The 14255-nt window shown below is 41.3% G+C and carries 14 protein-coding genes and 1 pseudogene; 3 read left to right on the plus strand and 12 right to left on the minus strand.

The window, feature by feature from the left end:
* Positions 1–21: 21 nt before the first annotated feature.
* The 11 genes and pseudogenes from ABD917_RS07650 to ABD917_RS07700 form a co-directional block, all read right to left on the minus strand.
* Positions 22–276 carry a tail protein X gene (locus ABD917_RS07650; RefSeq protein WP_345119506.1) on the minus strand — a complete coding sequence of 85 codons (255 nt, stop codon included), beginning with the start codon at positions 274–276 and terminating at the stop codon, positions 22–24.
* 42 nt (positions 277–318) lie between these two features.
* On the minus strand, positions 319–1035 hold the full coding sequence (locus tag ABD917_RS07655) for a DUF3164 family protein (protein WP_345119517.1): 717 nt from the start codon (positions 1033–1035) through the stop codon (positions 319–321).
* Positions 1019–1297, minus strand: coding sequence for a hypothetical protein (locus ABD917_RS07660; RefSeq protein WP_345119507.1), 279 nt, complete (start codon positions 1295–1297; stop codon positions 1019–1021). Before ABD917_RS07660 ends, ABD917_RS07655 begins: the two co-directional genes overlap by 17 nt.
* Complete coding sequence (locus tag ABD917_RS07665) at positions 1297–1566, minus strand: hypothetical protein (protein WP_345119508.1); 270 nt, start codon at positions 1564–1566, stop codon at positions 1297–1299. Before ABD917_RS07665 ends, ABD917_RS07660 begins: the two co-directional genes overlap by 1 nt.
* Positions 1563–2595, minus strand: a pseudogene (locus tag ABD917_RS07670) (AAA family ATPase). The gene ABD917_RS07665 and the pseudogene ABD917_RS07670 overlap by 4 nt, the downstream one beginning before the upstream one ends.
* 343 nt (positions 2596–2938) lie before the next feature.
* Positions 2939–4936, minus strand: a complete 1998-nt coding sequence (locus ABD917_RS07675; protein ID WP_345119509.1) for a transposase domain-containing protein — start codon at positions 4934–4936, stop codon at positions 2939–2941.
* Complete coding sequence (locus tag ABD917_RS07680; RefSeq protein ID WP_345119510.1) at positions 4933–5391, minus strand: hypothetical protein; 459 nt, start codon at positions 5389–5391, stop codon at positions 4933–4935. Before ABD917_RS07680 ends, ABD917_RS07675 begins: the two co-directional genes overlap by 4 nt.
* Positions 5388–6362 carry a ParB/RepB/Spo0J family partition protein gene (locus ABD917_RS07685; RefSeq protein WP_345119511.1) on the minus strand — a complete coding sequence of 325 codons (975 nt, stop codon included), beginning with the start codon at positions 6360–6362 and terminating at the stop codon, positions 5388–5390. The genes ABD917_RS07680 and ABD917_RS07685 overlap by 4 nt, the downstream gene beginning before the upstream one ends.
* Complete coding sequence (locus tag ABD917_RS07690) at positions 6362–6760, minus strand: hypothetical protein (protein ID WP_241439906.1); 399 nt, start codon at positions 6758–6760, stop codon at positions 6362–6364. The genes ABD917_RS07685 and ABD917_RS07690 overlap by 1 nt, the downstream gene beginning before the upstream one ends.
* Entirely contained in the window at positions 6744–6881 is a 138-nt protein-coding gene (locus tag ABD917_RS07695; protein WP_345119512.1) for a hypothetical protein, read from the minus strand. The genes ABD917_RS07690 and ABD917_RS07695 overlap by 17 nt, the downstream gene beginning before the upstream one ends.
* 73 nt (positions 6882–6954) lie before the next feature.
* On the minus strand, positions 6955–7260 hold the full coding sequence (locus ABD917_RS07700; protein WP_005864619.1) for a helix-turn-helix domain-containing protein: 306 nt from the start codon (positions 7258–7260) through the stop codon (positions 6955–6957).
* A 153-nt stretch (positions 7261–7413) separates the two neighbouring features.
* Between ABD917_RS07700 and ABD917_RS07705 the strand changes: the two genes are divergently transcribed.
* Entirely contained in the window at positions 7414–7944 is a 531-nt protein-coding gene (locus tag ABD917_RS07705) for a helix-turn-helix domain-containing protein (protein ID WP_345119518.1), read from the plus strand.
* 1009 nt (positions 7945–8953) lie between these two features.
* A complete protein-coding gene (locus ABD917_RS07710) occupies positions 8954–9685 on the plus strand; it encodes a GNAT family N-acetyltransferase (protein ID WP_345119513.1) in 732 nt (243 codons plus the stop codon).
* Positions 9686–10718: 1033 nt separating this feature from the next.
* Here ABD917_RS07710 and ABD917_RS07715 read toward each other — a convergent pair.
* Positions 10719–11846, minus strand: a complete 1128-nt coding sequence (locus tag ABD917_RS07715) for a metallophosphoesterase (RefSeq protein ID WP_345119514.1) — start codon at positions 11844–11846, stop codon at positions 10719–10721.
* Between the two features lie 703 nt (positions 11847–12549).
* On the opposite strand from ABD917_RS07715, the gene ABD917_RS07720 reads away from it, so the two are divergent.
* A partial coding sequence (locus tag ABD917_RS07720; RefSeq protein WP_486303679.1) for an autotransporter outer membrane beta-barrel domain-containing protein occupies positions 12550–14255 on the plus strand: 1706 nt, incomplete at its 3' end.

Here is a 14255-nt window from a genome sequence, read left to right on the forward strand (position 1 = left end):
CAATAAAAGGGTGTGTGCGCATTAATCCCATAACCGTTTCACCATACTTTGGGGATTGTGAAGTGCGAATTCAGGCAGAATGACCGTTAAGCCTCGCGGTAAAATTGGACCATATTTGGCAATCTCTGGATTGGCTTCCAATGTGGCTTCACAATAGCCGTTTAATAACCCAACTTGAGAACGGTCCCCTAACACAGCCATAGCATGTTCAAAGCAGAGGAGATCGAGACTCATATCCTCCAGCTCTACAACAACACGCTTTTCTGGTATCTTCATAGAGTTTGCCCCACTTGGATTTGTCCTTGCGGTTTTCCGCCATTAAAAAAGGGTAAGAGACTGATGGAATAGCGAATACGCTGGGATTGACCGGAGCGACTGATAAAGTCGTGGTCTTTCGTGATACTGGTGATCACCACGGGTCCATGGAGAAGGGGTCACCGCACACCAAGGGCTTTCTAATGTGTCTCGTTCATAAAAACGCACATATTCCTTAGAGGTCGTCACACGAATGGCTTCACGGATTGCCCGCATCGCTTCTCTCCAACGTGGATCACTGATATCCAAACGCAACAGCATAAAAATTTCACCCCGATTCACCTTGCCTTCCTTATCCGTATTAAAAGCACGCGTAATAATCGCACGGATTTCAGAGCGCGCATCCGCAGACCATTCATTCAAACACTCATCAAGAAGGCTTTTGGCAATTTGCAATTGCGGACCAAAATCAAAGCTTTCTTGTACCTGCACCTTAATACGCTGCAAACCATCAAAACTTGTGTAAGTACAATTGCCCTTTTTACCACGCCGCGCCACACCATATTCTTGCGCAAGCAAATTATCAAAATCACTCAAATCCGCAATCGTATGGTTGTTAAAACGCGCAATCCGTGCTGAGAGCTCTTTGGCATACCCCATAACCTTACGCACCGTCTCATCTTCCAGCAAATCCGCAGGGCGGATCATATCCACCGGCACCAAAGCCCCTTTTGCATCCTTCATATAACGCGTGCCTTCAAGTTCAATTTGTGGATTCATCATCAACCTCCTCTTGTGTTTTTTGAAACCGGCGAAATGGCACAACTTCACCTGAAGAAGGCGCACATCCCGCTTTTATTTGCCAACGACACCGCAAAAGTTCATGACCTAAAATGTGGTTATAGCCCGCTAAGCGGCGTAAATAATCATTTAATTCTCGAATATCTTGCGCATGCAAAAAAAGTCCATTCATCTCATACTTCAAAAAGCCAGTGCGCAAAGCAATCAAGCAATCTCTCACCATATAAGGGTTCCGTTCCATTATTTATCTCCTCCAAAATCCATATAAATCACACGATTGCTCTTATCTGTATCCGTATGAGAACCTTCACACTCACTCAAAACTTCTGAAACTTCTTGTTCCAAAACCGCACCCGTTTCCCCCAAACGGTGAACACTCAATTCCAATTCAAGCGATAAAGCCAAATCCACACACAATTTAAGTTCTTCGCTAATATCCAAACCACTTTGATAATCATCATAAAGACCAACAAGCGTATCGGATAATTCCTTAGGGCTTAAGGTCATCATGCCAATTCCTCCACATTGCGGTTTTTCCATGCGGCTTTGAGATGTTTGAGCGTCACCTCACTCTCATCCCCAAGGGCTGCCATGCGCGCCAACATCATGGTTTTATCAATCTGCCGTAAAGCCCCATCTTTCAAACCAATACCGGTCAAAAACTTTATCGCACCAGCATCTTCAATCCCCCAATCGTGAATGCGCGCCGCAATATCCTCACTATAAGGTTTGCGACGTTTCAAATGCATCGCCAATCGGCTTTTAATTTGTGCATAAGAAGGTCCATTTTGACGATGCACGAGACGTCCCGAAATCTCATCATTGCCAACCAAAGCAAGCCCCGTACCATTGATATCAACAAAATGACGTAACTGATTAATCGCCTCATCCGTTAAATTTTGCGCCTCATCAACGATCAACAATGTTCCACCCCCCACACGCTCTAATCTCTTGCCAATAGCACGGGTTAAGCGGGTGGGATTATATTCCACCACGTCCAATTCTGCTGCCATATCATTCAAAATACCGTGAACACTGCGTGTATGCGGGCTTGCTGTGACCAGATAAACATGCGGTCGGGTCGCGCGGTAATAGCGGCAAGTTTCCGTTTTGCCACTGCCCGCATCAAGGGTAATCATCACCATATCCCCCGTACTTTGCGCCAGTGTTAAAGTGTCAATGATTTCACAAGCTATACGGTTCTTTTGAAAAGCTGGCTTTTCAGGGATTATCTCCAAAAGCCCTGCCGTTTCTTTTAATGTTTCAACCCATTGTTGCACTTTCGCATTTTGCTTGCCCAATTGCCCCGCATAACTACCCGCATACCACTGCGAAAAGGTGCCATCCGGCATACCTATGCCGCCGCGCTACTTCTGCTTTAGTCCAGCCATTCGTCCGTCCCAAAGCGCGTACTGAATCCACAAGCGCATCCCATAAAGCAATATCATCACTATTGCGGTTTTGGGCTGTCCCATCGGGCTGTTTTTTTGGTCGCTCCCAAGGATTTTTATCAACGGTTGCATTTATCGCGTACTTCATATATATTCCCCTTTCGTATTGATTTAGACATCGACAAGGGGAAGGGCTAAAATCTTGCCCCTTGTCTTTTGTCTTCAATGAACATTTAAAGCCGTACGCGATACTAAAACGGCTAACCTGACAAATCCCCCTCTCTTTCTCACACATCGGGGAACTTGCTAACTTCAAGGCTTCGCGCTCAAATCAAGGCAAAGACACCTGAAAACTTAATTGTATTGATTTAAAATATTGAAATGGATTAAGACTTCTCCTCCCCCCTTTCTTTGTTAACGCTTCAAGCTGGTACGCGATACAAAACCAGCCCCCCTTATAGGCACTCTTATAAGTCCCCCCCTCTCTTTTCCTATCTTCTAGGAAACTTAATCACTTCACGCCCCTCATCAGAGACAGAAAGGCGTCTTAAAGCTTGGTGCAAATGTTGACTAAATTCTTGCGAATCTAAAGCCTCATCATCCCCTAAAACTGCATCAGGGGCTTTTAAAGCCAGATTCCCCGCATTCTTTGGCATCAAGCGGCTTACCTTTGGGGAAACAGAACGCTTGGATTTTGCATCATCCCCCCTCCTTGCAACTTTTGCATAAACATCCGCCAATTGATCTGGCGCAAGTTTTGCTGCCAACTGCTTTTCTGCTTTAACAGCTCTCACATATTCTTTACGCAAACGCCCATTCAAACGCGCCGCCTGCTGGTCGTAAAAACCCACATCCGCAAGGCAAGGCGCCAAACAAAGCAACTGATTATTCAAATCATAAACCCGCAAATCTTGATGTAAATTATCCGGATCAAAGCGTACAATCACCTTTTGCCCCGCATAGCTATTCAACGCCCGCGCCCAATAGCGATTGCCATAAAAATGAATCTCACCTGTGCCCTTTTGCGTACGCAATGCCTCTGAAGTCAAAAGCCATAAAGCCCTCTGCGCTGCACTTGCTTGCCGAACAATCGTTCCCTCTGCTTGCAAACTCTCAGTAAAGGTCTCATCAAAACTGCGCCCCGCACAATTAACCGCCTTGCGTCCCGCTTGCGCATTATGTGCACAAATCTGCGCCCCAACATGGGTTTTAAATTCTTCCAATTCCATCGCGCGCTTGCCATAATCTTCAGGCTTGGCATCCGGTTTATTCCCCGTATAAGCCCCCGCACATAACGGGTGTTTGGAAATCGCCTCTGCCAAATCACGCCATGCCCGCTCAATCGGTTTAGACTGTCCGCTATAAGGGGTCGTCCATTGCAATTGAATACCCAAACTGGTCAAAAGACCCTGCGGTTCATCCGCCTTAATCTTAAAACGAAAGCGGTTTTGCACGCCTCCAGAAATCCATTTGCTGGTAAAAGCACGCCCATTATCCAAAGTCATGCGCTCTGGTATTCCATAAGCCTCCACCATATCCCCAATCACCAAACGTACGATTTCCCAAGTCTCAGCATCCGATAAGCGCCATGATAAAATCTTGCCTGAATAAAGATCTTGAATGGCAATCAAATAAAGCCGTACAGGCTTCTCACCCCAAGGAACATTCACAAAAACATCCAACTTATGCCCGTCCATATTCACCGCTTGCATTGCATGCAAGGCACGCCGATCACGCCGTTGTGCGGGATAAAGCTTTTTTGCCGTCTCCTCTCCCTCACGCGCTAAAACCACAACCGCTTTGGAAACTTGTGCCTTAAAACGACGCCGCAAAGCCCGCTCTGAAGGGATCGGCGCCCAACCTTTCTCCCGCGCAACCCCAACCATCCGCCGATAACATGCCGAAAATGCAGGACGTGAAGGGCGTAAATAGTCCGAACATAAAACCTCAAAAGCCCCCTCATGACACGGCGCAAATTGCGAAACATTCTCCTCACCATAACAAGGCGCCAGCGCTGCCAACCAATCAGGGCGCTCATACCCTTCAACCATCTGCCGCCAATTAAAAAGCGACATCCGGCTCACCCCAAACTGCACCGCACACAAACTTGCTCCATCATGCACTCCCATACCGGCATGGAGTAAATCTTCCCAAAAACAAAGCGCCTTCAAACGCTGTTCACAACGGCTTTTATGCGCCTTTGAAAGCCCTTCATAACGCGCCCAAAGCGCTTCTTTTTGTCTCTTTTCCTCCACCCTTTGCAAAACATCAACACTCCCCTCCCGCAACAACAACGCCGCCCGCGCCCCCTCCGGCAATAAAGAAATGTGATACTCCCAAACCGGCTTGGTCTTGCCTAATGTTTGGCGAAACAATTGTGTATTCAATCGCCATTTCTTAAGCGCAAGATTGTTGAGACCGATCTTTGTTTTTGGCAATCCTGGTAAAGCCGCCTTGGCTAATTCAGCAATACTAAACCATTCTTTCATGGCTGCCCCCTTTTAATGCGAACCGGCGTTGCGCGCATCGCTTTTAATTGTGCGGCAATCTCACGCTGTTCCTGCTGCAATCTTGCAATTTCAGCCAAACGCGCTTCATCCCCTTGCAACAACAGCAAACCATCCTCACTCACCACCTCATCCCAAAGCCAAAAGGCGCCAGTTGCCCGCACAAAAGCTTTAAAGCGCGGCAAAGAAATATCCACCTGCTTACTTTCCGCTACATAAGCATCCAAACTCGCCTTACTCAAACAACCAATGCCTAAATAATGTGCCATACGCTCTGCAATCTCACTGCGCTCATAGCGACATTCTCTCAAAGCCCGCGCCATAGCCCGCTTAATGCGTGAGCGAAACCGCCCTAAATCAATCTGCGCAACGGGTTCACGACAGGGGAAAACCGGACGTTGAAAAAAATCAAGTTGATGAGAACCACGCGTCTTCATGCCTGCCCCTCCCCCGATTGCTTGTTCAAATAATCATAAAACCGCGCCCGTGTCTGTGCATCCGCTCTCTGCCATACCCCCAACAATTGAGAAAAAATCCGTTCCTGCTCATTAACTTTCGGGGGTATATTAATCCCATTGACCAAATCAACAGCCCGTCGTAAATCCCCCTCAACCTGTTGCAAAGCAATCGCCACCCGCCGTTGCGCAACCGGCTCCATCTTCGCCAACTTCAACAACTGCGCTTGATTATCCGCCAATGCCGTCCCCCGCAAAACAGACCGCAACTCCGGCTGTAAATGCCGTGCAATACAGTTGAGACGTTTTACAACATCTTGAGAAAAACCAATGCGGTCCGCCACATGTTTAGCAAAAGATAAAACTGTCCCTTTACCATCCTTTCCCTCTATTTGAGCAATAGGTGCAAGTTGCACCAATTGCTCACCACCGATCAAATGGTCAACTTGACCCTTTGATTTTTCATCCCCTTCACACTCAGTTTCATTGTGCTCTACAGAACCATCTTTTGGCAAAGGTGCAACTTGCACCTTTGCCACTTTGTCCTTTGTATATTGATTACCATGGTCACCACCACGTTGAATCTCCCCATACTTCTTTTCCCACAATTCGCGGTAAGTTTGCTCAAACAAAGCGCGATCAATCACTGACAATTCGTTGCGAAACAAGTTTTCTGCAACCTCTAAAAGCGCAGCATTTTCTTTATCGGCTTGCACCACAACCGCTTCAATGGCGCCATACCCTAAAAGCTCCGCCGCCCGTAATCGATGCGCCCCCGCAATCAACGTATAATGCCCCTCTTTCGCATTGGGCGTATGGCGCACGGTAATCGGGTTCATCAACCCTTCTCGTGCCATCGATTGCGCAAGCGCCTTGGCATGCTCATCATCAACAGGGCGTATACGCTCCGGCACAACAATCAAATCTAAAGCAATCTCTTGAAACCGTGCCATTATCCAACCGCCTTGTCCATTTCTCGTAAAAACAAATCCATCGCACGCCCCGCCCATCTTCGATAGGCTCTAGCAAAGACTGGTTCTTCCAAACGCCGATTAATTGTACGCAAAGAGCGAGCAACAGCAGTGCGTTCACGCTCTTGCATAGCGACAAGACGCCGCCGCGGAACTTCAAACTGATAATGCAAAATATGAATAACAATCTGTCGTGCTAATGCCGCATCAAATAAGCCATGCGGGGGGTCAATAATATACCGGATTGGTACATGCCTAAATCCACCACTCACAGCCTTAAAAGAACAAGTCACCATAATGTGCAACCGTTCAGCTTCCGAATACGGATTAAAAATTTCTTTTTTTACATCTGGGGTCCATAAATTATAAGCCGCAACCATAACCACCCCCGATAAAGAAAACTTGACCACAAAAACCTAAAAAACAACCCATCCAATCGGCTGCTTGATAAGGCAACACTGTGCAATCTTTCTTGTCTATTTTGTATTGATCTTTAGACATTGATAAACCTTTTTATCTTATGGTATCTAAATACATGGCAAATGCGCAAAAACGCAAAGCCGTGTAACGAAGTTTAAGCAGCATTACCGCGCAAAGCAGAATGCGCACGCGAATCTGTATTGGCATGTTTTGCTGCTTTAAAAATGCGACGGCGACTTTTGGGGTAGCGGTCGCTAAAAACCTGCTCGACGGGCAAACCGATAAAATCGGCAATGGCGCGTTCGGCTTTCTCGTTAGACCGTGTCCAAATGTGTTGAACACTGGATGACGAGAGTTGATAAGCTTTCGCGAGCTCCGCCAAGGTCATGTTCCGGCGGCGTAGCTCAGCTAAAATACTATGGCGATCCCATACTTGAATGCATGTTTGTGTGGTTGTCATAAACTTTCGCTCCTGCTTAAAACGGATATTCCAACTATCCGTTTTTTGTGGGGTTAATTGTAAAATATCTGCCCTCTATAGCGGGCGGTAATTAGATGTATAATGCCAAATTCGGCTTTTGTAAATACCGAAAATGGATTTGGAGTGATTTTTTTGGCACGACCTGAAAAAGAACCTGCAACAGAACTCGCAAAACGATTGCGTGAAATACGGCACACCCTTGGTTTTACGGAGCGCAAACAATTTGCTAAACATTTTGAAATCCCCGAAACGACTATGCGTAATTATGAAACGGGTTTGCAAGAACCCCCTGCATCTATAATGCGAATATATAAAGATCGCTGTGGAATATCCTTAGACTGGCTCGTCACTGGAGAAGGCGAAATGTTTACAGATATGGCAAAAGCAAAAGCAGCAGGTTTTAAAGCTCCTACTATTCCTGCTGGTCTCATGAAAAAACTTGGTCGCATCGCTTATACAACCTATCGCGATGAAAATATAAAACTCCCTCCCGAAGATATAGCGGAACTCGCGGCGGAACTTTGTATAAAGTTGCAAGAGTTGGTTCAAGACATCAACGATACGGAAGAAATAGAGCTTACTTTGCCTCTTCTAAAATTGCATTTAAAACGCCAAATAGAAGCTGAAAAAGAACATTCCAAAACTACACAAGATACGGCTTAATGCTTCTTTAAAATGAAAAATCGATATGAAAATCTTTTTACATTAGAAAAGTTATGTAACAATTTGATTTATAAATATAAATTACCTCTAAAAATAGATAATCACCTATAGGTGAAAATCTATTTTGCTTTTTTGGTTATTTTTGGCTGATTTTGCAATGCGCTTCACACTTTATCGGATTTTTTTCAAAGGGGCTTCAAAGGCGGTTTTCTGGACTTTCACAGACTTTTAAAAATTTTTCAAAGGGTTTTTAAAGACCTTTCAAAGCCTTCTCTCATTTTTACGCTCAAATTCCGATTTTCGCTCTTTTTTACCATTTTTCGCAATTTTAGGTGTCAAAATCTATTTTGACAAAACGCGCATTTAATGGTAAAAAATAACCATAAAAACAACAAATTACCACCTATTCCTAACTAATCCCACCTCTTCCCACTTAGTACAAAACCTAGTGTCAAACTACAAAGGGGCTTCAAAGGCCTTTCAAAGAGTGTTTTAAGATTCGTCATTTTTTGTGAGAATCTATCGGTTTTTGCTCCTCAATCATCAGAGAATAATTTTTAATTCAGAAAGAATAAGAATCACTCATATGAAAGTGATTTAAGCGGATATTTCTGGAAAGTTATCATTATTTGTTCGGTCACTAAAGCATATAAAATAAGCTTAAAGAATGAAATAGATATTTCTCGTTGATCCATGACGTTGTTTGCAACAATAACTTCGGCTTTTCCAAAGACGCTTTTTCCCAAGGAATTTTTTTATGATCTCCCGCCATTAAGAGGATCATTTTTTAGTATTGGCAGCAAATCTTTTTCGGACTTGTATGTTATAGAAGCTTATTTGAAAGAATTTGGAATTGCCTTTGAGCCAACGGACTTTTTACAGCCCCCATATTAACTGATTAATAAGAAATGATCAGGAAAACAAATGTTAAACAAATCACAAACCGATTTATCATTAGATGAATAATTTTTGTTCAAAGGTACGTTTTTTACCAAAACTATTCCCTAAAATGACAGTTATTGATTTTACAAATGGAGTATCTTCTATTAACTTAACATTTGCTTCAGACACATTCAACATTATCTCTGCTAAAAATTTACAAGAAACTGTACTTGTAAACCAAGCAAAATCTATAGTTGGTTCCTTTAATACACAAAAACTGCCTTTAGCTTGGTGGGTTGGGCCTCATTCATCTTATTATAAAGTTGATGAAGTTCTCTTATCTATGGGGTTAGAACATGTTGAAACAGAAGTAGGAATGGCAGCTTTAGCGCAAGATATAGACTCACATGTTACTTCTATGCCAGATAACTTCAAAATCAAGGAAGTGGAATCTCTTCAAGATTTTAGAGATTACGGAAATGTTATGGCATCAGTATTCGAGCCTTTTGATAAAGAAGCGGTAATATTTTATGAAACAATAGGCCGTTGTTATAAAAAAGCCGCTGATGTAGAAATGTTCGTTGGTTATATCAATAATAATCCTGTCGCAATATGTTTTTGTATTCAAGAAGATGGTATTGGTGGAGTGTATGATATTGTCACCAATCCAGATTTTCAGAAAAGAGGTGTTGGGACATTAATGACAAAAATTGCTATTGAGCATTTAAAAAGGAAGAAATGCCATGTTATTGGTATGCAAGCATCTCACGAGGGAATTGGCATTTATAAAAAATTAGGTTTTATAAACTTTGGTGAATTTAAAGTTTATTCCAATAAACACATGATAATTGAGCTGTGAATTGTTTTTGCTCATCTACAAAAGAATTTATTATTTTTAGCAAAACGCAAATATGCTCCATTCATTTATACAATCAAGGGAGCAGCCAATCTCCTTTCATACGAAGAGTGAGAAGCTAAAATCAGTTATGATAAATCTTATTACTCCAAATGACACACCAAGATTTTCTTTTCTATGGCTAACAATTGACTGTTTTTTACAAAGCTTGAAAAGCAAAAAAATGAATATTTAAAGCGCCAGTTTCATCATAGTTTATGAGATGGTTGATCTATTCGTCAATTAAGAGAAAAAATCTTCGCTTTATACAATAACCAAAGGGTCTTCCAAGAGGCTTCAAATCCCTTCCATGAATCTTTTTATTCATTCTAAAAAATCATAATTTGTGATAATTAATTCTTTTGCTAGAATCACGTTATTTAAAAAATGATACGAACATATTGTTCTCACTTCCTTTAGTGTAAATTGGCTAAAGGTCTTGCAAATTTCTAGCGCATCATGGAGAGAGACAAAACTTTTCCTATAATTGCCAAACGAGAACAGATAACGCCTAATCATCCTCGCACTTCAGACAAAATCTATTGTCAAAGGACACGAAAGATAAACGAGACTCCGAGGGTCATGGTATATCAATTTACGCATACATGAAATGACATCTTAAAATAAAAAGTAAATAAGATGCGCATTTTTTAATGTATTGCGCAAGCTAACACCATCATTATATTTTCCAGCACCCAATGTTGCGACAAGCCTTGTATTTGAGAGCATTCACAAAAGGCATTTTAATCCTTTCTTATACCGCTTGTACCCACACGCCAGCCCCGCTTGTAACGTGCAAGCAAGTGATTTTGATTGATTCAAGATAAATAAGTTTGAAATAAGAGAAGCTTACGTTATTCGGATCTCTCACTCAATATGAATAACGCTAAATCATCATTATAAATCAATATGTCGATGTATAATATTAGGACCCTTTCCCTTCAAGCTTTATGCAAACAACATACTCTTGCCTCTATGCAATAAGAGAGAAACCTTATTATAATCGACTACAATTTGCAGAAAATTCTTTATCTTGTCCAACAATACCGAGATCTTTGATCAAAAGAGGTTTTCCTACTACTCCATTATAAGCTTTAACGTGAATATTCTTCTCCTTCACATCTATAAGGTAATAATCCCCATTAAAGAGTGCACCGGCTGTATAGACAGGAACATTGCCAAAAACCTTATCATCCTTCGCACGGCAATAAGACTGATAATGCGTGTGTCCAACGAATATAGCTTTAACATTATGAGAAGTGATGATGGACTTAAACAGCGACAAATCTTTGGCGTTCTTTTTACGAATAAAAAAGGATTCACCATCAATAGAAGCGGCACGGGCATCGTGAAAATTAATAATTGTCACTTTCCCTCTCGCATCAGCAGCCTCTAAATCTTTTTTCAGCCAATCCAAAGATTTATTGATTTGCACCTCCACGGACTGTCCCTTCAGATGCACCGTATAGCTTGGATAATTATGAAGCTGCACATAATGAATCTCCCCATGATCCCAAGAATAACTTAAACTCCCTTTAATGGTATGAATATTTCCACCCGAAACAGGAAGCAAACTTTCAGCAACATCCGCACTGAAATGAGATAACTGGCTACGATATTTTTTGATTTGCGCCACCATTCTTGAAACGGCACTAATAGCACAGGCATCCTTATAAAAATTGAACACCTCTGGCATGGTACAAAGACCAACATTATTCGCATAATCGTGATTCCCTAACCCCTCATAAACAGGAGAACCAAGATTTTTATAAACATTTTCATAATCATCATAGTTCTTTTGTTGACCAAACTCCGTCAAATCACCATTCACAATATGAAAAGCAGCCTTATGCGCCTTGACAACACTGGCCACCTGCTCATTTATTTTTAACCATGGCTCTCTGTTGGATAGTCCATTGGCATCACCAGAATTCAAACGCCATGGTTGTGGATCAGCCATGATGATAGCAGTATAATTTTTTACACGAGTTTTATCCCTTATAGACCAATCTATTAACCTATTATCAGGCCTTCCCTCTCTTTTTGTTTCAAGACTAACATCAAAACAACCAGAGAGAGCAAAAGCAATCATAGTAATTGCCTTATATCCAATTTTATATCTCATACACACATCACCATTAAAACATAGCGAATTTTATTATTCGCCCATAAAACATTTGAAAACAGTTTTTTTGTGTCAAGAATGTAACATAAGCTCAAAATAATGAATACAATGATACTTTAATAAAAATGTGTTCTGATATCAAAGCATGATTTATTGTAAACTGCTTTCTTAACACATTGCATTGATTGCGTTTTTTAGTATCAGATATACTGGACCCCAATATATCAATCCAACCTGCTCACAACCCAGCTCCTTATTAAAAATTTGAGAAGTGCTATTATATTTTCATGCCCATGAAAGAAAAATATTATGAAGAAACAATCATGTTGGCATTATATCTAAACAATGAATTCTTTTATGTGTGAGAATAAAACACATTGAGGAACCTTATCACAAATAATTCAGAAGCAATGCACAATACAGAGAGTATATACCGTTGCCTACTCTCTAATAATTCCTGAAGAGAATATAAATATTACTGAAAATAATTTATAATAGATAATAATTATTCAATTATAAATACATAATGCATTTAATATAAATAAAATATAATTTTGATAAGATTGAAGATTCATTTTGACAAAAAAGGAAAAGGAAATTATCAATGTGGTGAGTTATTAAACGATAAAGCAATATCTATTTCTATTCTTCTTTTGAAGAGTGCGGGGAAATGAATATTGGGGACTTCAAAAGGAGAGTATTTGTGTATAAAAAATCCCTTCTGTCATCTATGGCGACAGCAGCTATTATGCTGTTCAATATCCAGTTCAATGTCCATGCTGAATCTCTTAAAGTTTCTGGAGAGAAAAAAGAGGTCAAAGATGCCACTTATGAAACTCTTCATGCCCTAAAAGAGGGGCAAATCACTGGAACTGATTTGAAGGTAACCGGAAATAAAGACACAAACACAAACTCAAACGAAAACAATTATGTTATAAGCACTGAGGGCCAAGGCAGTGCAATTAAATTAATAGGAGATAAAACGACCATTAAAGGAATGGATTCTGACATCCCTTTTGGTCTTGAAGCAAAAAATAATGCCATACTTCAGGTGACAGGGGGAACTATTACGGTTTCCGGTACTGGCGTTCACTTCGAAAACAGTAACAGCACCGAAAACAAACTAGAAAATGTGACCATATCAAGTGGTAAAGACGATGCGCCATTAGACTATGGAATATTAGTAGAGAAAAAAAGTACAGTCGTTTTAACAAATGTAAAAGTCTCTCAAGCAACGAATGCCATAGTTGCGGATAATCACTCGACAATAACGGTCTCTGGAGGATCATTTGATGCAAAACTAGCGACAATAGTTTCTCAAGGCAACAGTATCATTAGCTTAACCAACAATACTCAAATTACGTCATCTGAGAATGCTGGACTCTACGCAAAAGACGGTGGCGCAATCAGCATGACAGGGGGAAATATCACAGGGCAATTTGCAGCCTTGTCTGCATATAATGGCGGGCATATTACAGTCACAAATGTTACTTTAGAAGCAAAGGGGAACGGAATAGATAAAAAACCTGATAACCCTAACGCTGGTGTTATAATTACGAATGGATTTGGTGCATATTCTAAAGACTCTAACAGTGTGATTGAATTGCTTGGAGATACAAAAATCAACAATAGTAAAGTTGGGCTTGGAGCAAAAAACGGTGGCGCAATCAGTATGACAGGAGGAACCATTAAAGCCTCAGAGGTTGGTGCTGGCTTCGAAAACAGTAAGAGACAAGAAAACAAACTAGAAAATGTAACCATATCCAGTAGCAAAAACGATGCGCTGCTCATGAATGGAATAGCAGCAGACAAAAGTACAGTCGCTTTAACAAATGTAACCGTAACAAAAGCAGGAAACGCCATAATTGCCGATAATGAGTCTAAAATAACGATCTCTGGAGGATCATTTGATGCAAAAAATGCAACAATAGGCTCTAACGGCAATAGTATCGTTACCTTAACCAACGATGCTAAAATTACATCATCTGAAAACTCCGGACTTTATGCAAAAGACGATGGCGCAATCAGCATGACCGGTGGAACCATTAAAGCTTTAGAGATTGGTGCTGGCTTCGTAAACAGTAAGAGAGAAGAAAACAAACTAGAAAATGTAACCATATCCAGTAGCAAAAACGATGCGCTGCTCATGAATGGAATAGCAGCAGACAAAAGTACAGTCGCTTTAACAAATGTAACCGTGACAAAAGCAGGAAACGCCATAATTGCCGGTAATGAATCTAAAATAACGATCTCTGGAGGATCATTTGATGCAAAACTAGCAACAATAGGCTCTAACGGCAATAGTATCGTTACCTTAACCAACGATGCTAAAATTACATCATCTGAAAACTCCGGACTTTATGCAAAAGACGATGGCGCAATCAGCATGACCGGTGGAACCATTAAAGC

It is taken from the genome of Bartonella pachyuromydis (assembly GCF_039543065.1).
Classification (GTDB): domain Bacteria; phylum Pseudomonadota; class Alphaproteobacteria; order Rhizobiales; family Rhizobiaceae; genus Bartonella; species Bartonella pachyuromydis.

Excerpts from the sequence above, each read along its gene's own strand:
- ABD917_RS07650 (WP_345119506.1), bottom strand. The coding sequence starts at position 276 with ATGAAGATACCAGAAAAGCGTGTTGTTGTAGAGCTGGAGGATATGAGT.
- ABD917_RS07655 (WP_345119517.1), bottom strand. The coding sequence starts at position 1,035 with ATGAATCCACAAATTGAACTTGAAGGCACGCGTTATATGAAGGATGCA.
- ABD917_RS07660 (WP_345119507.1), bottom strand. The coding sequence starts at position 1,297 with ATGGAACGGAACCCTTATATGGTGAGAGATTGCTTGATTGCTTTGCGC.
- ABD917_RS07665 (WP_345119508.1), bottom strand. The coding sequence starts at position 1,566 with ATGATGACCTTAAGCCCTAAGGAATTATCCGATACGCTTGTTGGTCTT.
- ABD917_RS07675 (WP_345119509.1), bottom strand. The coding sequence starts at position 4,936 with ATGAAAGAATGGTTTAGTATTGCTGAATTAGCCAAGGCGGCTTTACCA.
- ABD917_RS07680 (WP_345119510.1), bottom strand. The coding sequence starts at position 5,391 with ATGAAGACGCGTGGTTCTCATCAACTTGATTTTTTTCAACGTCCGGTT.
- ABD917_RS07685 (WP_345119511.1), bottom strand. The coding sequence starts at position 6,362 with ATGGCACGGTTTCAAGAGATTGCTTTAGATTTGATTGTTGTGCCGGAG.
- ABD917_RS07690 (WP_241439906.1), bottom strand. The coding sequence starts at position 6,760 with ATGGTTGCGGCTTATAATTTATGGACCCCAGATGTAAAAAAAGAAATT.
- ABD917_RS07695 (WP_345119512.1), bottom strand. The coding sequence starts at position 6,881 with ATGTCTAAAGATCAATACAAAATAGACAAGAAAGATTGCACAGTGTTG.
- ABD917_RS07700 (WP_005864619.1), bottom strand. The coding sequence starts at position 7,260 with ATGACAACCACACAAACATGCATTCAAGTATGGGATCGCCATAGTATT.
- ABD917_RS07710 (WP_345119513.1), top strand. The coding sequence starts at position 8,954 with ATGACAGTTATTGATTTTACAAATGGAGTATCTTCTATTAACTTAACA.
- ABD917_RS07715 (WP_345119514.1), bottom strand. The coding sequence starts at position 11,846 with ATGAGATATAAAATTGGATATAAGGCAATTACTATGATTGCTTTTGCT.